Origin of the sequence: Methylobacterium sp. WL120, from assembly GCF_008039465.1 — a bacterium.
Classification (GTDB): domain Bacteria; phylum Pseudomonadota; class Alphaproteobacteria; order Rhizobiales; family Beijerinckiaceae; genus Methylobacterium; species Methylobacterium cerastii.
This window is the reverse complement of sequence record NZ_VRUT01000028.1, coordinates 1-17,580: the sequence shown is the minus strand read 5'-3', so window position 1 is coordinate 17,580 and position 17,580 is coordinate 1. Positions and strand designations below refer to the sequence as shown.

21 protein-coding genes are annotated in these 17,580 nt (G+C 64.0%); 9 read left to right on the top strand and 12 right to left on the bottom strand.

Features of this window, described 5'->3' with window-relative positions:
- The first annotated feature begins 158 nt into the window (after positions 1 to 158).
- The 9 genes from FV229_RS08090 to dnaE are packed head-to-tail and all read left to right on the top strand — an operon-like array spanning position 159 to position 7,650.
- A complete protein-coding gene (locus tag FV229_RS08090; protein ID WP_246688104.1) occupies positions 159 to 533 on the top strand; it encodes a hypothetical protein in 375 nt (124 codons plus the stop codon).
- A complete protein-coding gene (locus FV229_RS08085) occupies positions 530 to 943 on the top strand; it encodes a DUF2493 domain-containing protein (protein ID WP_187275092.1) in 414 nt (137 codons plus the stop codon). Before FV229_RS08090 ends, FV229_RS08085 begins: the two co-directional genes overlap by 4 nt.
- Positions 912 to 1,742, top strand: coding sequence for a hypothetical protein (locus FV229_RS08080; RefSeq protein ID WP_147751472.1), 831 nt, complete (start codon positions 912 to 914; stop codon positions 1,740 to 1,742). Before FV229_RS08085 ends, FV229_RS08080 begins: the two co-directional genes overlap by 32 nt.
- Positions 1,739 to 2,314: a CMP deaminase gene (locus FV229_RS08075; RefSeq protein ID WP_147751471.1), complete on the top strand. Its 576-nt coding sequence runs from the start codon at positions 1,739 to 1,741 to the stop codon at positions 2,312 to 2,314. The genes FV229_RS08080 and FV229_RS08075 overlap by 4 nt, the downstream gene beginning before the upstream one ends.
- Complete coding sequence (locus tag FV229_RS08070) at positions 2,311 to 2,634, top strand: hypothetical protein (RefSeq protein WP_147751470.1); 324 nt, start codon at positions 2,311 to 2,313, stop codon at positions 2,632 to 2,634. Before FV229_RS08075 ends, FV229_RS08070 begins: the two co-directional genes overlap by 4 nt.
- A gap of 38 nt (positions 2,635 to 2,672) precedes the next feature.
- Positions 2,673 to 3,722 carry a nucleotidyltransferase domain-containing protein gene (locus tag FV229_RS08065; RefSeq protein ID WP_147751469.1) on the top strand — a complete coding sequence of 350 codons (1,050 nt, stop codon included), beginning with the start codon at positions 2,673 to 2,675 and terminating at the stop codon, positions 3,720 to 3,722.
- A gap of 10 nt (positions 3,723 to 3,732) precedes the next feature.
- On the top strand, positions 3,733 to 3,969 hold the full coding sequence (locus FV229_RS08060) for a hypothetical protein (protein ID WP_147751468.1): 237 nt from the start codon (positions 3,733 to 3,735) through the stop codon (positions 3,967 to 3,969).
- Complete coding sequence (locus tag FV229_RS08055; RefSeq protein WP_147751467.1) at positions 3,962 to 4,243, top strand: hypothetical protein; 282 nt, start codon at positions 3,962 to 3,964, stop codon at positions 4,241 to 4,243. The genes FV229_RS08060 and FV229_RS08055 overlap by 8 nt, the downstream gene beginning before the upstream one ends.
- Entirely contained in the window at positions 4,240 to 7,650 is a 3,411-nt protein-coding gene (dnaE, locus tag FV229_RS08050; protein WP_147751466.1) for a DNA polymerase III subunit alpha, read from the top strand. Before FV229_RS08055 ends, dnaE begins: the two co-directional genes overlap by 4 nt.
- Positions 7,651 to 7,688: 38 nt before the next feature.
- On the opposite strand, the gene FV229_RS08045 is transcribed toward dnaE, so the two are convergent.
- The 12 genes from FV229_RS08045 to FV229_RS27315 form a co-directional block, all read right to left on the bottom strand.
- Positions 7,689 to 7,904 carry a hypothetical protein gene (locus FV229_RS08045; RefSeq protein ID WP_147751465.1) on the bottom strand — a complete coding sequence of 72 codons (216 nt, stop codon included), beginning with the start codon at positions 7,902 to 7,904 and terminating at the stop codon, positions 7,689 to 7,691.
- Positions 7,901 to 8,578 carry a hypothetical protein gene (locus FV229_RS08040; protein WP_147751464.1) on the bottom strand — a complete coding sequence of 226 codons (678 nt, stop codon included), beginning with the start codon at positions 8,576 to 8,578 and terminating at the stop codon, positions 7,901 to 7,903. Before FV229_RS08040 ends, FV229_RS08045 begins: the two co-directional genes overlap by 4 nt.
- Positions 8,575 to 8,823: a hypothetical protein gene (locus tag FV229_RS08035; protein WP_147751463.1), complete on the bottom strand. Its 249-nt coding sequence runs from the start codon at positions 8,821 to 8,823 to the stop codon at positions 8,575 to 8,577. The genes FV229_RS08040 and FV229_RS08035 overlap by 4 nt, the downstream gene beginning before the upstream one ends.
- A gap of 45 nt (positions 8,824 to 8,868) precedes the next feature.
- A complete protein-coding gene (locus FV229_RS08030) occupies positions 8,869 to 9,396 on the bottom strand; it encodes an MT-A70 family methyltransferase (RefSeq protein WP_246688103.1) in 528 nt (175 codons plus the stop codon).
- A gap of 279 nt (positions 9,397 to 9,675) precedes the next feature.
- On the bottom strand, positions 9,676 to 11,601 hold the full coding sequence (locus FV229_RS08025) for a hypothetical protein (RefSeq protein ID WP_147751461.1): 1,926 nt from the start codon (positions 11,599 to 11,601) through the stop codon (positions 9,676 to 9,678).
- 106 nt (positions 11,602 to 11,707) lie between these two features.
- Positions 11,708 to 12,376 (bottom strand): hypothetical protein, encoded by a 669-nt coding sequence (locus FV229_RS08020; protein WP_147751460.1) that lies wholly within the window; start codon positions 12,374 to 12,376, stop codon positions 11,708 to 11,710.
- A 279-nt stretch (positions 12,377 to 12,655) separates the two neighbouring features.
- Positions 12,656 to 13,054: a hypothetical protein gene (locus tag FV229_RS08015; RefSeq protein ID WP_147751459.1), complete on the bottom strand. Its 399-nt coding sequence runs from the start codon at positions 13,052 to 13,054 to the stop codon at positions 12,656 to 12,658.
- 2 nt (positions 13,055 to 13,056) lie between these two features.
- Entirely contained in the window at positions 13,057 to 14,190 is a 1,134-nt protein-coding gene (locus FV229_RS08010; RefSeq protein WP_147751458.1) for a peptidoglycan-binding protein, read from the bottom strand.
- Positions 14,191 to 14,228: 38 nt separating this feature from the next.
- A complete protein-coding gene (locus FV229_RS08005; RefSeq protein ID WP_147751457.1) occupies positions 14,229 to 15,419 on the bottom strand; it encodes a hypothetical protein in 1,191 nt (396 codons plus the stop codon).
- Positions 15,420 to 15,431: 12 nt separating this feature from the next.
- Positions 15,432 to 15,656: a tail protein X gene (locus FV229_RS08000; protein ID WP_147751456.1), complete on the bottom strand. Its 225-nt coding sequence runs from the start codon at positions 15,654 to 15,656 to the stop codon at positions 15,432 to 15,434.
- A complete protein-coding gene (locus FV229_RS07995; protein WP_147751455.1) occupies positions 15,656 to 16,111 on the bottom strand; it encodes a phage tail protein in 456 nt (151 codons plus the stop codon). Before FV229_RS07995 ends, FV229_RS08000 begins: the two co-directional genes overlap by 1 nt.
- Before the next feature lie 33 nt (positions 16,112 to 16,144).
- On the bottom strand, positions 16,145 to 17,580 hold a 1,436-nt coding region (locus tag FV229_RS27315), incomplete at its 5' end, for a phage tail tip lysozyme (protein ID WP_187275091.1).

The window sequence follows — 17,580 nt, the reverse complement described above, 5'->3', positions numbered from 1 at the left end:
ATGATTTCAATGACTTAGCGGGTGTCAGAGACCCGCAGCCTCCCAACCCAGACACCTTACCCAGACACTTTCATCCGACCCGGATCGTCACTGGCGATCTGGTCGGATTTGTTTCGTCCCCCATCTGCATGCAGGCATGCAAAAAGCTCGGAGGAGATGTGACCGTCATCCAGTTCCCGACACCGCCGACCGGCACGATCTTCGTGTTCGGATCGAACCTGGCGGGCCGCCACGGCAAGGGAGCGGCTCTGACTGCCGTCCGTCGCCACGGAGCCATCCCCGGCCAAGGAGAGGGCCTCCAGGGCCAATCCTACGGCATCCCGACCAAGGACGAGAGAATCGCCACACTGAGCCTCGACCGGATCGAATGGCACGTCATCCGATTCGTCGAGTTCGCAATCGATAATCCACAGCTGCGCTTCTTTGTAACTCGCATTGGATGTGGGCTGGCCGGCTACGACGACGACGAGATCGCGCCCTTCTTCAAGGACGCGCCGGAGAACTGCATGCTTCCAGCGGGGTGGCGATCATGAGGATCATCGTCTGCGGCGGCCGGGACTTCACCGACCGCGACCTGGCCTTTCGAGCCTTGGACTGGATCGACGTTCACATCGAGCCGATCGACTTCGTAATCGAGGGCGGGCAGCGGACCTACGACGACACCGGCTTGTTGGTCGGCGGTGCTGACTGGTTCGGAGAGGAATGGGCGCTCACCCGAGGCGTCGACTACGACACCGTGCCGGCTGACTGGCGCAGGTGGAAGAACGCAGCCGGTCCGATCCGCAACGAAGAGATGCTGCGTCGGTGGGCGCCGCACGCGGTCGTGGCCTTCAAGGGCGGTCCTGGGACACAGGACATGATCGACCGCGCAAGGCTGTCTCGGGTGCGGGTGATCGAGGTGCCGAAAGATCTTGCTATTCGGTCGCACTTGCAGGTATGCTAATTCGACTCAGGAGACAATGCAAATGGACCTGACACCGTTCTTCGCAAACGTCGATCGCATCGCCACGGCGTTGGAAACGATCGCGCGAAACACCAAGCAAGCCACATTCGCCGACCTTCCCGCGATCTTGAAGCAGATCGAGCTTCGCGAGCCACCTCGTTTCAAGGTGAACCTGGATCCCGACGTCCTGTTCATCCCGCCGCTTCCCGATGCGGTCGCGCCGCTCGGCCCTTTGCAGAGCGTGAAGGTCGACGCGCCGACGCAGGACTTGTCGATCGAGGCGCGGGTGAAGCAGCTCTACGAGGCGGGCCACACCACCGCGAACGCCATCGCGGTGCAGCTGCACATCCAGCAGATCCCGGCGGTCACCGGCAAGTGGTGGAACAACGTCAAGGTCAAGAAGGTCATGGACCAGATCGGCCTGGTGAGCACCCACCAGTACCGGGGCGGTCGCGGCAACCCGAAGCCTGATGCCGACACCTTCGCCCAGGCGCTGCCCGAACCCGAGCCAGAGCTTCCGACCGACCCCGAGCCGGTCGTCACCCCGAAGAAGCCAGTCCTCCCTGGCGTCAACCACTTCAACGAGAAGCGGCAGAAGATCCGGGCCTTCGCCGACTTGCGGGCCGCCGGCAGTACGATCTCGGACGCCGAGCTGATCTCGCAGGCCATCGCCGAAGGCCGTGTCACAAAGCTGCCCGCGTACATGGACTCGGACGGCTTCAACCACCTCGAAGGCAAGAGCTTTGACACCCCCAAGGGCGGGTACATCGGCTCGGCAGTGCGAAAGGCAGTTCGATGAGCGGCGAAGCGATGGCGATCAGCGGTTTCGACGAGCCCTGGCTCGGGAAATGGGATCATCGGTTCCTCGACCGGGCAGCGGTGGTCGCGACCTACTCCAAGGATCCGTCGTCGAAGGTCGGAGCCGTCCTGGTCCGGCCCGACAACACCACCGCAGGGGAAGGCTTCAACGGCTTCCCGGCTGGGCTCGACGACAGCCCGCACCTCTACCTCGACCGCGACTACAAGATCGCCACCGTGATCCACGCGGAAGAGAACGCGATCCTGAACAGCCGGGATCACTCGATGGTCGGCTACACCCTCTTCGTCTCCGGCCTGCCGCCGTGCTGCAGCTGCGCCTCGAAGATCATCCAAAAGGGGATCTCTCGGGTGGTGGCGCATGATCGCAAGGTGCCGGCACGCTGGGCGCAGAACATGCGCTGGGCGGTCGCCAACATGCTCCAGAAGGGCATCGTGATCGACCTGTTCAACAGCCGGACCGGACGCTGGCGATCGGTGAACGAGCCGGACGATCTTTGGATCGAGGAAGAGGTTGGGACCGACCCCAGCCAGATCTGCGGGTGTGCTGCATGAAGATCGCGGAATGGCCCCTCCCCGATGTCCGCATCGTCTGCCTGAAGTGCGGGCTGGAGAGCACCATCCCGCGTGACGAGATCGAGGTGGTGTTCGGACCGGACACCGACCTCTTCTCCCTCCGGCAGGAGATGACGGCGTCCTGCGTGCCCACGAAGAACGAGGTGTGCCAGTCACGCCTCGCCGACGCGCTGCTGGTCCAGGCGATCAACCAGCCTGACCTCGCCAAGGTGGTCGACAAGAGCCTGCTCCCGGCTGCTCGGGAGTGGCGCGAGAAGCTCGGGATGAAGATGTCGGAGTTCGATTCCTCGGGCTCCTGACTTGCAAGCATGCAAATTCGATGCAATAAGGACAGGGCATGAAAACGATCGTCAAGACCCTGTTTGGGTCGCGCCTCTACGGGACGAACACCCCGGAATCCGACACCGACTACAAGGGCGTCCACCTGCCCGATCCGATCGAGATGCTGCTCCACAAGAAGGTGGATCACATCAAGGAGAACACGAAGGAGGATCGGACCGCCAAGAACACGTCCGATGACGTCGACTACGAGTCGAACGCCCTGCACCGGTTCTTCAAGCTGCTGGAAGGCTCGGACTCGATGGCGGTGGAGATGCTCTTCACGCCCGAGACGCACATCCTCGAAGTCACGCCCGAGTGGCGCACCGTCCTCGGCTACCGGGACCGGTTCATCACGAAGAACATCGACGGCGACCTCGGCTACATGCACCGGCAGGCGAACAAGTACGGGGTCAAGGGATCCCGTATGGCGACCGTCAAGCTGGCGATCAGCTGGGTCGAGAGCTGGATCCGGCTCTACGGGTCCATCTCCGGCCTCGGTCAGCACTACAAGGCGATCTCCGATTTTGCCGACGCCAACGAGCACAGCAGCGTCGTCGGAATTCCGCACCCGTCCGGCGTCACCCAGTGGCACTGGGAGGTCTGCGATCGGAAGCTGCCGTTCGGCAACAGCCTGGGCCAGACCCACGCCGTCCTGACGCGGATCTTCGAGAACTACGGCGAGCGCACCAGGGCGGCCGAAGAGAACGAAGGCATCGACTGGAAGGCGCTGTCGCACGCCATTCGCGTCGGCAACCAGGCCATCGAGCGTCTCCAGACGGGCGAGCTGACGTTCCCCAGACCGGATGCGGATTTCCTACGCAAGGTGAAGCAGGGCGAGGTCCACTACAAGAAGGTCTCGCAGCGCCTCGAAGAGATCATGGACTCGATGCGGTTCGCACAAGGCAAGTCGAGCTTGCCCGATGAGATCGACATCGAGCTGACGCACCAGATCACGTTGCAGTTCTACAGCAACCAGATCTTCCAGACCGATCCGAGGAAGCTCGGATGGGCACCGGCATCATCCGATTCCCTGCTCGGAGAAGCCGCCTTCGCACTCGTTGCCTGAGGATGAACCTATGACCAGCGCACTGTCTCGTGCTGCTCACGAAGCCAACGCTCGGTCGATGGCGCTGTCTCAGGCTCTGCGCCAGAGCCGCAGCGCCTTCAGCCTGGCCCCGTTCGACATCGAGTCGAGCGAGGCGATCGTGGAGGCCATTGACGCTCTCATCGCCGCGCGCATCCGTGAGCGCGACGAAGCCTGGGCCTTCGTGATCCAGGAGACGCTCAAAATCTACGAGGCCGCGAGTGAGTGAGCACGACCTCACGTTACGCGCCCTGTCGACCGAGTACACCCGGCAGGCCACCCGCTACGTTGGCAAGCGGCACAGCTGGGATCTTGAGGGTCAGGTTCTCGGGATCGGCCGGGCCTACTGCAAGCAGCTCAAAGCCCGTTGGGGCATCGAAGCCAAGCCGGTCGTCACCTGGGATGCGGTGACCGGCATCATCGAGATGAACATCGAGTACGCGAGCATCCTCGACGAGGCTCTGATCGCTGGCGTGATGGAAAATGAGGGACTGACACAGTGACCAGCGTCGACTTCGTCCACCTCCACGTCCACTCGTCCTACTCGCTCCTGGAGAGCGCCAACAAGGTCGCCGACCTGATCAAGCTCGCGGCCGAAGACGGCCAGCCGGCGATGGCGCTCACCGACTCCAACAACATGTTCGGCGCGCTCGAATTCTCGGAGAAGGCGTCGGGGTCCGGCATACAGCCGATCCCCGGCATCCATGTCTCGCTGGCGTTCGACGCCTACAACCCCGGCCTGAAGGATCCGCGTCCGGCCACGTTCGACATCGTGCTGCTCGCAAAGAACGAGGCCGGCTACATCAACCTGATGGCGCTCGCCAGCCAGGCGTACTTCGGCGTTCCGCTCGGCGACGACCCGATGGTGGCTGTGGCCGACCTTGCAGCTCATAGCGACGGTCTGATCTGCCTCACAGGCGGCCTCACAGGCCCGCTGAGCAAGCCCCTGCGCGGTGATAAGCGAGATGTCGCCGAAGCCCACCTGGACGCTCTCCTGGCGATCTACGGCACCAGCAACCTGTATGTCGAGATCCAGCGCCAGGGCTTCCCCGGCCAGGACGTCGCCGAGAAGGCGATGATCGAGATGGCCGACGCTCGCGGCGTGTCGATCGTGGCCACCAACGAGCCGTTCTTCCCGAAGGCCGAGGACTACGAGGCGCACGACGCGCTGCTTGCCCTCTCGGCCGGCACCATCGTGGCTTCCGACAACCGCCGCCGCATCAACAGCCGGTTCTCGTTCAAGACCCGCGCACAGATGCAGAAGCTGTTCGAGGATCTGCCTGACGCGCTCGCCGCCACGGTCGAGATCGCGCAACGGTGCTCGTACCGGGTTCGGACCCGCAAGCCGATCCTGCCGTCGTTCGGCGAAGGCAACGAGGCCGAGGATCTGAAGCGTCAGGCTGAGGAAGGCCTGGAGTTCCGCCTGGAGAAGCACGGCCCGGCCGACGGCTTCACCGCGCAGCAGTACCGCGACCGCCTCGCCTACGAGGTCGAGGTGATCACGAAGATGGGCTTCCCCGGCTACTTCCTGATCGTGTCCGACTTCATCAAGTGGGCCAAGGACAACGGGATCCCCGTCGGCCCCGGCCGTGGCTCGGGCGCCGGCTCGGTCGTGGCGTGGTCGCTGCTGATCACCGATCTGGATCCGCTGCGCTGGGGCCTGCTGTTCGAGCGCTTCCTGAACCCGGAGCGCGTCTCGATGCCCGACTTCGACGTCGACTTCTGCGTCGATGGCCGGCAGCGGGTGATCGAGTACGTCCAGGATCGCTACGGGCACGGCAACGTCGCCCAGATCATCACCTTCGGCACGCTGCTCGCTCGCGGCGTGCTGAACGACGTGGGCCGCGTCCTGGAGCTGCCCTACGGCCTGGTGAACCGTCTCTCGCAGATGGTGCCGAACAACCCGGCCAAGCCCGTGAAGCTCGCCGAGGCGATCAAGATCGAGCCGAAGCTGCAGGAGGCGATCGACACCGAGCCCGGCGTCGACAAGCTCATGGAGATCTCGAAGCGTCTCGAAGGCCTGCACCGCCACGCCTCCACGCACGCGGCCGGCGTCGTCATCGGCGACCGTCCGCTGGAGCAGCTCGTTCCGATGTACCGCGACCCGAAGACCGGGATGCGGGTGACCCAGTTCAACATGAAGTGGGTCGAGCCGGCCGGGCTCGTGAAGTTCGACTTCCTCGGGCTCAAGACCCTGACCGTGATCCGTCGGGCGATCGACCTCGTGGCCAAGCGCGGCATCGAGATCGACATCTCGACGATCCCGCTCGACGACAAGCGGACGTTCGAGATGATGCGGCGGGCTGAGGTGCTCGGCGTGTTCCAGGTGGAGTCGGCCGGCATGCGCAAGGCGCTGGTGGAGATGGAGGCGGATCGGCTGGAGGACATCATCGCCCTGGTGGCGCTGTACCGCCCCGGCCCGATGGCCAACATCCCGCTCTACTGCGATCGGAAGCTCGGGCGCGACGACGACAACAAGGCCGAGTGGTATCCGCACCCGAAGCTGGAGTCGGTGCTGAGCGAGACGTTCGGCATCATCGTCTACCAGGAGCAGGTGATGGAGGTGGCGAAGGTTCTGGCCGGCTACTCCCTCGGAGACGCCGACCTTCTGCGCCGCGCCATGGGCAAGAAGATCAAGGCCGAGATGGACGCGCAGCGGGATCGCTTCGTGCGAGGCTCGGTCGAGCGCGGTCTCGACTACGACCACGCCCAGGAGATCTTCGACCTTCTGGCCAAGTTCGCCGACTACGGCTTCAACAAGTCCCACGCCGCCGCCTACGCCCTGATCACCTACCAGACCGCCTTCCTCAAGGCGCACTACCCGACCGAGTTCCTGGCGGCGTCCATGACCATGGAAATGGACAACACCGACAAGCTCTCGGAATTCCGGCAGGACGCGAAGGATCTCGGCATCCTGGTCGAGCCGCCTTCGCTGAACCGGTCCGGCGCGACGTTCGAGGTCAACGACGGCGTGATCCGGTACGCGCTGGCGGCGATCAAGGGCGTTGGCATCACGGCGGCCGAGGAAGTGGCTGTGATGCGGGGCGACAAGCCGTTCGCGGATCTCGGCGACCTCGCGCACCGCATCTCCCCTCGCCTGCTGAACAAGCGGGTGATGGAGCGGCTGGTGTCGGCTGGTGCTTTAGACAGCATCGAGCCGGACCGGGCTCGCGCCGCAGCAGCGGTCGCTGGCATGGTCGAGTTCGCCCAGCGTCGGGTGAAGAAGGGCACGGCCACCAACGACCTGTTCAGCGTCGAGCAAGCTCCGGTGATCCTGCAGATCCCGGCGTTCATGCCCTGGACCGGGCCGATGCGACTGCAGAACGAGTACGACGCCCTCGGCTCGTTCCTGACGGGTCACCCGCTCGACGAGTACGGCGACGTGCTCGCGGACATGGGGTTCTGGACCTGGGCCGGGCTCAAGGCCGCCGTTCACGCTGGCGCCGACAACGGGCGGATGGCGGCGGTGGTGATCAACCGTGAGGAGAAGCGGACCAAGACCGGCAAGAAGCTCGGGATCGTCACCCTGTCGGATCAGTCCGGCCAGTACGAGGCCATCCTGTTCTCCGACCAGCTCGACAAGTTCCGCTCCATCCTGGAGCCGGGCATGGCGATCACCGCCAACGTCAGCGCCAACCTCGACGGTGAGGACGTGAAGGTCCGCATCCGCTCCTGCAAGCCGCTCGACGGCGCTGTGGCGGATGGGCTGAAGGGCCTGCGGGTGACTGTGGATCCGGCCGAGATGGACGGCCTGCAGATCATCAAGGCCACCTGGGGCTCGGTCCCGGTGACGGTGAAGGTCGATGGGTTCGAGGCCGAGACGAAGCTGCCAGGACTCTACGGGGTGACGCCCGCGATGCTCTCGCTGCTGAAGAACACGCCAGGCATCAGATCCGTAGCCATCGCGTAACGAAAAAGGGCCGCCCGTGAGGGTGGCCCTTTTGCTTGTCAGCGTGGCAGCAAGCCATCGAAGATGCGTCTGACGACGTAGCTCCTGATGATGCTGATGACCGTGAAGAACACCGTGATGCCGATGCTCTGTGCCAGGGAGACCGTGAGGCCGAACAGTGGCAGCACCAGCTGGTTGGCGGCCACCGAGATCACGAAGGCGATGACGTTGTTCGCCACCGCCTCCATCAGGCTCATCCACCGGGACTGCTTCATCGGGCGAACGCCGCGTAGGTGATGGCCAAGAGAGCCGCCGCTTCCGCAGGATCCTGGCCGATCAGAACGACGCCACGGGTATCCTGCATGGCCATGTCGATCTCGCGGTAGAGATCCTCCAGAGTCCCGTCGTTCTCGATGACGAAGGTCGGGTTCAGGCGATCGACCCGCTCGGAGTCGTGGACACCCCACATCAGACCCGTGGCCCGGTAGAGTGCCTTGCCGAACCAGCCCCACTTGAAGGCGGCCGGGCCGGTGCCGTCTCGCCGGATCAGGAGGGTGATTCCCTCGTCGCCCTGGATGGCCGCCTCCTCGTTGGGGAAGCGCACGGAGTCGTTCATCACCTTGTCGCCCGGCTTGATGCCCCGGTGCCAGGTGTCGACCCAGAGGTTCGGGCCGACGTGCTCCCTGCCCCACTCGGTGCCGATCGAGATCTGCATCTCGCGCGAGGTCCGGCCGAACTCCGGGATCACCACGCCGTCCTTGAGATCTCCGACGAGGTAGCGGTCGATCATCTCGTCCGAGATGCCGTTGGCGCGCATCAGGACCGCCAACATGGCCCGCAGCGGCTCGGCAATGTGCCGGCGCTCGAAGCCGTACTTCTCCTGGATGTAGAGGGCGGCGGCGGTCTTGCCGCTACCAGCGAAGCCGGACAACCCGATCGCGCGCATCATGCGACTGCCTTTCGGAACGCTTCGACATCCGCGATCCGACGCTGGCGCTCGACATCTCGTGCGATCGATGCCTGCGCTGTCGGCGAGTCCTCCTCGTGCTGGTGCTCGTCCCTGATCCAGTCGTCCATCACGACGAGCTTGCCGTCCTCGTTCTGGTACGTGCGGGTCACCACGTCGTAGTTGAACAGGCCGGCGTGGATGTGGGAGACGGCGACCTTCGTGTTCATGAAAATGCGGGCTTGCATGGGCTTCTCCGTGATCGGTGACATTTGCATTCCTGCAAGTTGCAGTCAAGCTGCAAGTGGCAGATCGAACCGCTGAGCCTCGTTCCCCCAGCTGTCCCAGCCAGGCCGTGACTGCCTCGAAAACAGGTCGGCGCGCGGCACGTCACCCGACAGCAGCTGGGCGTCGGCGTAGGCCTGCTCGGGCTTCCGGGAGTGCTCTCGGCGGGGCGAGAGGATGGCACTGCGGACCGATCGCGACATCGCCTTGGCCTTCCCCATCCGGCCGATCAGGTACGGCTCGTGCGAGTTCCTGAGGACGTAGCCGGTGCCCATGTTGGGCTTGCCTGCCTTCGTCGTCTTCACCCAGACGCCCTGCGTGACGTAGTGGAAGCCCCAGGCTTCCATGACCTCATGGGTCATCTGATCCATCGGCGCCGTGCCCCAGAGCCACAGGAAGGCGCCCTCCTTCCGCACGAGGTCGCGCACCGGCAGCGCCTTGATCTCGTCGAGGGTCATCGTGTCGTAGTGCTGCTCGGCCGAACGCCCCCTGCCCTTCTCGGACCGGGTGGCGAAGCGCCACGGGGGATCCGCCATGATCATCCCGTAGCTGTTCGGCTTCATTGCCCCGAAGGGCCAGTTGGGAATTTGCATTCTTGCAAGCCTTTGCGTGAGCGTCAGTCGTCTTTTCCGGGCTTGTTGCGCACCTTGCCGCTTGATCGGGATCCGCAGTTTGGACACTTCTGGCCAGCCCAGACGTGGGTGGCGTCACAGGCTCCGCACCAGAATGAAGATACTCTCGATCTCCGTGCCTTTTCTCGGTTGCTCTCCCAGAGCTTCCGATCTTCGTCAATTTGCATGCTTGCAAGTCCTCGATCAGGCGGCGACGCGGGCGGGGACGGAGAAGCGGGGCTTCTGTGCTCTCCAGCGGGCATCTTGCATGGTGATGATCGTCCTGGAGCCATCAGCGTACTGGACGATGTGGCTGACGGCCCAGCTCGACGGTCCCTTGTTATAGCCGTGCTGCAAAGCCATCGCCCCGGCGACGTAGACGCCCTCGTCGATCTCCGGCGAGTGCAGGTGGGCGACCGACATCTTGCGGCCGGTTCTGGCGAAGGCCTTCACCCCGCCCTTCGAGCCGTTCGTGCCCAAGTGGCCGTGGTGACCGACCTCGATCCCATCCACCAGGCGGCTGTAGCCGCTGTAGGCCCACGAGACACCCTTCAGATCGCCCACAGCGCCCCGTATGGCGTGTTCGAGCAGCGAGAAGCGCGGTGGTGCCTCTTCGGCGTCGAGGGCTATGGCGACCGCTGTGCGGTGCTCCAGCATGGCGTCTTCTAGCTTCAGGCCAAGACGGATGTTCGGCGGGTCGTTCCGGTAGCGGCCTTCGCGGACGTAGCGGTCGAGCCCAAGGTCGTGGTTCGCCTCGACGACAACGACTTCACGCTCGTCGTTGGCGACCTTCTCAAGAAAGTAGCCGGTCTGCACGATCTCCGACAGGATGCTGGTGCGACCTCGGATGTGCATCTCGTAGCCGTGACCAGGATCGTTGGCGCTGTGGTGGTTGCGCGTCTCGTTGTCGAACACGTCGTGCAGCATCAGGTACTCCGGCCGGAGCACGTCGATCAGACTGCCGTGGTAGCGGATGCCCGAGCCGGTCAGGTCGAAGCCGAAGGTCGCCATGGCGTTGGCGTTCTGGATCTTGCGCAGGTGGAGGTCGCCGGCCACCACCGCCTTGACCCGGTGCGGCCCTGTGATCATTCCACCGTCGGACACGCGGTTCGTTAGGTCGTAGAAGGATCCGTCCTCCTTGGCGGTGATCTGGCGGGCGAAGATCCGGCCATCCTCATCGAACTCGACGAGCACGGCGCCGATCACCTGGTGGAACAGGCTCTTCACGCCGGCCTTGCGCGGGATCACCTTCGGGCGCGTCACGCAGCCGGTGGTCATCACCTGGTGCGCCTGCACGGTCGGGTCGGTGGACGGCACGCTCTTGAGCTGGCGCTTGGCGTGCGGGAACACCGCCCACCGGTTGCGCGAGTAGGTCGTCAGGTCCGAGATCGGCTGGGAGGCCGTCGGCAGGGTGTTCATCTCACCTGCGAAGATGAAGTTGTCACCGATCTCCATCTGGCCGAAGCAGAGGTGCTCCGACAGCTCGGGATCGTAGGCGCGGGCGAGCGGGTTGTTCTCCGACCACCACTGCGTCTCATAGGTGAAGGGGCCGACCACGATCTCGGCGTCGATGTAGCGGGCGTAGGCCTGGAGGTTCTCCCAGAACTCCTCGTGCAGCGGCGCATCGTTCTGCGCTGCCGTGAACAGGAACTTCCGGTTGGCGCTCTCCGGGATCGGCGCGACCATCAGTGTGTCGCTGAGCCAGGTGCGCGGCGTGCCTTCGACATCGTGGTAGGCGCCGGTCAGGCGGTCGTACTTCCGCGACAGGTGGCTGTCGATGATGATGGCTTCCGGGTTGATCACCGGGAACTTCGAGCGGGTCACCATCTCGGTGACTTCGAGTGCCAGGATGCGGGCGCGGGTTTTCGCGTGTTCTTGGGGTGTGGGGGAGTTGTCGGGCTGACGGACCGTGACGGCTTTCGCCGAGGTCGACGTCGTGTCGCCCGTGTAGAGGGACCAGTCCGGGATGAAGGATGGCCGGCCGGCGGCGTCCTCACGCTCTTCCGAGCGGATCCACCGGTGGTAGTTCACGCCATCGGCGTTGTAGGCTGCATGCGCTGCGGCCCCCTTCCCGCCTCGCACGTTGAGCGGGGTGTAGCCGTCGCGCAGGCGATCTTCGATCGCGGTCATGCGGCGCTGGCGTTCGGTGTCGGGGAGCAATGGTGTCGGCATGTGACCCTGAAAGTTGCAAGCCTCGTGATAATTTGCATTAGCACGGGGCTTGCATACTTGCAAGCTATCGCTTACCGGACGGGGTCGATTCGAGGCTGTCGATCCGCTTCTGCATGAGCTGCAGGGCGTCTCGCAGGGAGAAGGTTCCCTCGTAGGCCTTCTTCGTCTCGTCGATCTGACGCTGAAGGTCAGCGTCACGCTGCTCGAAGCCGCGCCAGATCTTGTCGTGCTCGCCTCGCGGGACGATCTCTTTCTGCAGCTCATCCAGATCCCTCTGAAGGCGCGCGATGGCGTTGTCGGTGGTCTTCTGGAAGTCGTCGCGACGCAGACCGTAGGCCTTGAACTTGTCCTCGACCTCAGCCTTCGAGGCGGTCAGACTGTCGAGACGCGCGATGGCGTTTGCCAGCTTCTCGTTGGCCGAGATGAAGGCCATGTTCCGGCTGTCATGCTCGCTCCGGGGAACAACCTGCTCACGCAGGCGGGTGATCTCCGTGTCAGTTTTGAGCTGCTCGGCCTTGATCGGCATGTAGATCAGAGCGCCGAGTGCGATGAGGATGGTCATCATGACACCGATGGCAGAGACCATCAGCTGCCACTGCGGCTTGCCGCGTTCGTCCAGCTTCGCCGCGATCGTTGCGATCTGAGACGAGAGGCTGCTCTTCAGGTCTGTGACCTGTCCTTCGATGTTTCGAAAGCGCTGTTCGATAACGCCGTACTGCTGGTCGGGGCTCATGTCTGGTCCGTTCGGTGCCGGCATTATTTCTTATTGCTCTTGAACTTGCCGCAGACGGCTTCCGCCTCTTTGGTGAACTCAGTCGCGTCGCCACCGGTCGCGTATGCCGCTCGGACCCGCTCGTACCAGTCATGGAAATGGGTGATGACGCAGTTTGCCTGCGAGCGCCCCATACGCTCACGGGCTGCGACGAGGAGGGCATCCTCGCCGAGCCGTGGATCTGCGACCGAGACCGGTCGCGCGTAGGAGGGAGCCGCAGGAAGCGCGCGAACCGCGATCTTATCGCCCGATGTCACGCAGCCGGTTAAGGTCAGAGCTGCTGAGACCACAATCGCGAGTCGGACTGCCGGGCTTCTTCGCAGCTTCGGACCGGCGCTTGGCCAAGTCAGCTTTGAGAACATCGTACTTCTCCTGGTTTTGCCTGAGATTGGCTTCCAGGGATCCGCTCTGCTTCTCCGCAAGGATGCGGGCGCCTTCGGAGGTACGCTGGTCAGCTTTCAGGGTGGCGACCTCGGCTTCGAGCCGCTTGAGGTCTGCCTTGTGATCGGCGGCCGAGTATCCGGCCCCGTAGGCGATTGCCGAGGCGACCAGCACCATGCCGATCGTCGAAGTCAGGAAGCTCCAGATGGCGACGAGAACGCCGCCACCTGGGAGACTGGCGAGGAACAGCTTGATCATGATCAGGCCGTCCGACCGGTGCGGAACTGCTCCATCGTCACCTTCTCGATGCGACGACCGTAGTAGTAGACACCGCCAGCCGCGACAGCGACCAGGATGAGCCAGTGCTGGCCGGCGTAGTGCAGGACGGAGTCGAGCGGCAGACCGAACGCCTTGACGCGATCGACGTAGCCCTTGGCTGTCTCGGCGACAGACAGTGGGTCGAGGCCGGTGAAACCTGCCACGCTGGCGAGACCCAGAGCGCCGTTCTTCAGGGTGCTGGCGGCCCGCTTGACGGTCGGGTCGGTCGGCTCGTCGCCCGTGCGGTTGATCTCGCGCGGCTCGGCCGTGTAGAGCGCCTGGGCAGTGTCCTCGTCGAACATGCCGGAGACGGTCAGGCCGTTCTCAGCCTGGAACATCGAGATCGCGCCGACGGTCTTGGTGCCGACGTCACCGTCAGCCCGACCCAGCTCGATGTACCCGAGACGCAGAAGCTGGTTCTGCAGCTCCATCACCCGAGCCTTCGGAAGGCGGGTCGCGCCGATCTCGGGGACGCTCTCGAACGTCACGAAGATCTTCTTGGCCTTTGCGAGCCAGGTGCGGGCCTCGTTCAGGCCGTTGGTGCCGCCGTTGATGCGTCGACGCAGGCCGACGACATCGTCACGGTCGGCGAAGGTGTTGCACTTGTTGTCGGTCCAGAACTTCAGCGCCGCGTGCAGCGAGCCATCCGGGGTGCGGAGGGTCTCGTAGATCTCGGCGTATCCGGCCCTGGTGAAGTTTTCCCGACCGGTCGTCTGGAGCATGCCGGAGCCCCGGTAATTCCAGGCGTCCTCAGGGGTCTTGTTGCCCATCCGGCCGCCGTAGACCTTGGCGGCGAGCTTCTTCGGGTTGTGGGCGTAGAGCTTGGCGCTCGTGATGTTCGGGAACCGGCTCGGCCAGACTGCACGCAGGCGCTCGGCCGAGTAGTTCAGGTTCTCCTCGATCTGGCGAAGGCCACCGGTCTCGGTAGCAACCTGGGCCAGGAAGTGCTGCAGGCGCAGCGGCGTGTTGATGCCGGCCTCTTCGAGGAGGTCGACGCCGTTGACGAGGACTTCGATCAGGTCAGCCCGCGCCGTGGGCGCGAACTTGCGAACCTGATCGCGGGTGAACGCGGTCATGGTGATTTCATCCTGTTTGCATGCTTGCAAGTGACCGATCAGGTGTTGATCGGCACATCCGGCACCGTGGGTTCTGGTTCTGGTGGTTCGGGAGGCGTCCCCCCGATCGGACCCTGGGTTGGGTCTGGGAGCTGCGGGCCGACATCTCCGACCACACCGCCGGTCCCGAGCTTGTTGAATTCGCCGTCGTCGAGGCTCGTGTAGTCGCCGGCATCACCGGGCGGCTTCGCCAGGATCTCGGTGCCGATTCCCTGGTCCTTGACGTAGGTGTGGGTGACTGTGTCGATGACGTAGGAGCCGTCGATCTTCGAGCGGAAGCCCTTGATCAGCAGCTGCGTCTGGTCACGGATCCACGGATCACCCTTCGACAGGGTCATGTGCGCTTCGCCCATCGACCGGGCGAGCTGCGACACCTGCGACTTGGCCATCGCCTTGGCCTCTTCCTCGCTGCGGGCGATCTTGCCCGAGAGGAAGGTGTTCTCGTCTGGCGACCCGTCCTCGTTGCTCGGGGCGTTGGGCGTCGCCTGCTCGACGAACTTCTTGATGTGGTCGGCGTCGAACCAGCCGACCTTGACCGAGCTGAACTCGCCGCGCTGCGTGTGCCGGACGAACCCCGACGACACGTTCCATGGCTGCAGGACGAGGAGTGGCGTGCGAAGACCAGAGGTGCTCTCGCCGCCGTCACGCTTGTTGAAGACGAGCTTGTTGTTCTCGAACTTCGCGACCGCGCCGAACCGGCGTTCCAGCTCGTGCATCAGGTGCAGCGGGCTGCTGGTCTGGTTCAAGAAGGGGATCTTCATGTCCCCAAGCTCGGAATCGATGGCGGTCCCGGCGCCTGCGCTCTTGGCGATGTCGCCAAGGATGTCGCTGAGCTTCTTGTCCTCGTAGGACTTGTTGGCAGGCGCCTTGACGGTGCTGCCGAAATTCACGCTCGTGCCGGTGATCTTGATCTGCCGGGGGTTGATCTCGTAGTCGACGGTGATGACCTTGAAGATGCCCTGCTGCGCGTAGCCGATCTCCTTGTACCCAAGGTAGACCTCCAGGTTCGCGCCCACTTCGACGTCGGCGACCTTCCAGTCCCGATCGTCGATGGTGATGGCACAGGTATCGGAATCGCCACCTCCACCCTTCAACATCACCTGGATGCTGATTGTCCGGTCGTTGAACCGGTTGGTGATGTCGGCCCCGTCCTTCATGATCTTGTAGACGGGGGTGAAGGTGTCGGCCATTTTAGAGGCTTCTCAGTTCCACAGACGGATCTGGGTGATGACGGGAGTTGGATCGGCCTTGTCCCGAGGGCGGTCCGGCATGAAGACGATCAGGCCAGCCGGAAGGACGATCCCGTGGTCTTCGAGGCCTGGGTTCTGCTCCATCACGTATTCGACGATCTTATTGGAAGTATCGCCGTATCGCTTCTCGCAGATCTTATCCAGGCGATCGAACATCTTGGTGATGTACTTCGCCATTACGTAAAGCTGAACTCCTCGGCTGGGTCGTCGCCGTACTTCTGAAGCTCAAGACTGAACTCCATGTACATGGGCAGGCCGTCACCGCCGATCTTGAGTTCTCGACGACGCAGGCGCGTCATCACGAACTTGCCGATGCGCTCGCCGACGTACTGGGTTGGGTTCGACAGGACGTAGTAGCGAGCAAGCATCAGCTGCTTTCCCGCTTCTCCCGTCTCGCGGAGTGCATCGAGCGTCTTCAGGCCACCGAACAGATGCGGGAACAGCTTGCCCTCGACCTGGATGGTGTCGGCGCCGGGGCCGGTGAACTGCATCGCCGGGGAGCGCGACAGCCGGGGCTGCGAGGCCCAGGTGAAGCTCATGTCCCGTTCGATGGTCTGGAAGCCAGGCGAGGCTTCGCCGGGCCTCGGGGAGAAGAAGTAGTGCTCCCCGAGGCTCATCAGGTTTTGGTTCATTTGCAGGTTCTTTGCATGCTTGCAAGCCGACGATTACGTCAGCTCGGGCTCAAGGTCGTGGCTCCGGTGGTTCCAAGCCTCGGTGACCCGACGCTGGACCTTGTTTGCCAGGGCCTCGGGGTTCTCACCCGCGCCGTTGACGTGGATGTTGACCGGACCGCCGCGACCACCGCCACCAGCCTTGCCAGCAGCTCCAGGGGAGCCAGCCGAAGGCATGGGGACGCCAGCAGCAGCACGTTCAGCCGGCGAGCCCAGCGGAACACCTGCGGCAGCACCTTCGGATCCGGCCTTCTTCCAGCCGGAGCTGGTCATGCCGTCGCCGAGGTTGATGCTCTGAGCAGCCTTGGCGGCGCCCACCGTGTTGTTGACCGCAGCCACTGCCTTGGCAGAAGCCTCGTTCGCATCACGACGGATCGCCAGCTTGCTGGCCTTCGTCCAATCCTTGACAACCGCGTCGCCGTGGTTGCCCGAGATCGTCTCGATTTCCATCTCGCCGTTTCGCATCCGCTTGTTGCCGGTTGCGATGCCGACGTGACCGCCGCCTGCGTTGACGCCCTTGTTTCGGTGCTCGACTGCGACGTCGCCCTTCTGAACGGCGTCGGCATCGACTCCCTTCCCCCAACGGAGGAACGAGTTCGCCATCGCCGAGCCGGTGCCCTTCGTTCCCGCAGCCTCAAGCGACGAGTTCACGAAGCGAGCACACCAGGCGTTGATGTTTCCAGCAACGTCATGGCCGACGAACTGAGACAGCTCTCGGCGGTTCGTGTGCTCGTTCTTGCCGAGGTACTTGCCGGCGATGTCGACAGCGTTGGCAGCGGCGCCAGTGGCGTTGCTGACAGGAACGGTGCCCATCGCGTCGTTCGAAGCAACCTGCGGCACGCCGTTGAGGTTGGATCCGAACGCCTGGTTGGCGTACTTCATCCGCGAGCCCCAGTTCTTCACGCCTGCGCGCTCGAAACCGTTCTCGAAGGCGACAGTCGCGCCCTGAACCGAAGACTGCTTGCGAACCGCAGCCAGAGCACCGCTTTCGGTGGTGTTCAGCTCGTGCTTGAGGAAGCCGTAGCTTGCTGCGTCCGACTTCGGATCGAGACCCTTGGCCGCCGCCCACGCTTCGAACTGCCGGCGACGAGGTCCGGTCCACTGAGCCCAACCAGCTCCACCACGACCGCCGCCCCGAGGGTTGGCTTCCTGGTAGGCCGTGAAGCCCGCTGACTCGTGGCCCAGGTTTCCGACGATGCCGGCCGCCTGCTCCTTGGTCAGATTGAAGTCTGCCATCAGGTTCTTGACGATGCCTGGGGCCTTGGCTCCGAATGCAGCGCCAGGGGCGCCCATTCCGAACTTGGCCGGGCCACCGGAGGCATCACTGCCGCCGCCGCCGCCACCAGACCCCTTGCCGTACCAGCCGGGCACCTGGGTGCCTGGGTTGAAGAAGTTGCCGCCGAGCCCTGAGGCCCCGCCACCACCGCCAC

Bases quoted from the DNA above. Each gene is read 5' to 3' on its own strand.
- FV229_RS08085 (WP_187275092.1), top strand. From the start codon at position 530: ATGAGGATCATCGTCTGCGGCGGCCGGGACTTCACCGACCGCGACCTG.
- FV229_RS08075 (WP_147751471.1), top strand. From the start codon at position 1,739: ATGAGCGGCGAAGCGATGGCGATCAGCGGTTTCGACGAGCCCTGGCTC.
- FV229_RS08070 (WP_147751470.1), top strand. From the start codon at position 2,311: ATGAAGATCGCGGAATGGCCCCTCCCCGATGTCCGCATCGTCTGCCTG.
- FV229_RS08065 (WP_147751469.1), top strand. From the start codon at position 2,673: ATGAAAACGATCGTCAAGACCCTGTTTGGGTCGCGCCTCTACGGGACG.
- FV229_RS08060 (WP_147751468.1), top strand. From the start codon at position 3,733: ATGACCAGCGCACTGTCTCGTGCTGCTCACGAAGCCAACGCTCGGTCG.
- FV229_RS08045 (WP_147751465.1), bottom strand. From the start codon at position 7,904: ATGAAGCAGTCCCGGTGGATGAGCCTGATGGAGGCGGTGGCGAACAAC.
- FV229_RS08040 (WP_147751464.1), bottom strand. From the start codon at position 8,578: ATGATGCGCGCGATCGGGTTGTCCGGCTTCGCTGGTAGCGGCAAGACC.
- FV229_RS08035 (WP_147751463.1), bottom strand. From the start codon at position 8,823: ATGCAAGCCCGCATTTTCATGAACACGAAGGTCGCCGTCTCCCACATC.
- FV229_RS08030 (WP_246688103.1), bottom strand. From the start codon at position 9,396: ATGGCGGATCCCCCGTGGCGCTTCGCCACCCGGTCCGAGAAGGGCAGG.
- FV229_RS08025 (WP_147751461.1), bottom strand. From the start codon at position 11,601: ATGACCGCGATCGAAGATCGCCTGCGCGACGGCTACACCCCGCTCAAC.
- FV229_RS08020 (WP_147751460.1), bottom strand. From the start codon at position 12,376: ATGAGCCCCGACCAGCAGTACGGCGTTATCGAACAGCGCTTTCGAAAC.
- FV229_RS08015 (WP_147751459.1), bottom strand. From the start codon at position 13,054: ATGATCAAGCTGTTCCTCGCCAGTCTCCCAGGTGGCGGCGTTCTCGTC.
- FV229_RS08010 (WP_147751458.1), bottom strand. From the start codon at position 14,190: ATGACCGCGTTCACCCGCGATCAGGTTCGCAAGTTCGCGCCCACGGCG.
- FV229_RS08005 (WP_147751457.1), bottom strand. From the start codon at position 15,419: ATGGCCGACACCTTCACCCCCGTCTACAAGATCATGAAGGACGGGGCC.
- FV229_RS08000 (WP_147751456.1), bottom strand. From the start codon at position 15,656: ATGGCGAAGTACATCACCAAGATGTTCGATCGCCTGGATAAGATCTGC.
- FV229_RS07995 (WP_147751455.1), bottom strand. From the start codon at position 16,111: ATGAACCAAAACCTGATGAGCCTCGGGGAGCACTACTTCTTCTCCCCG.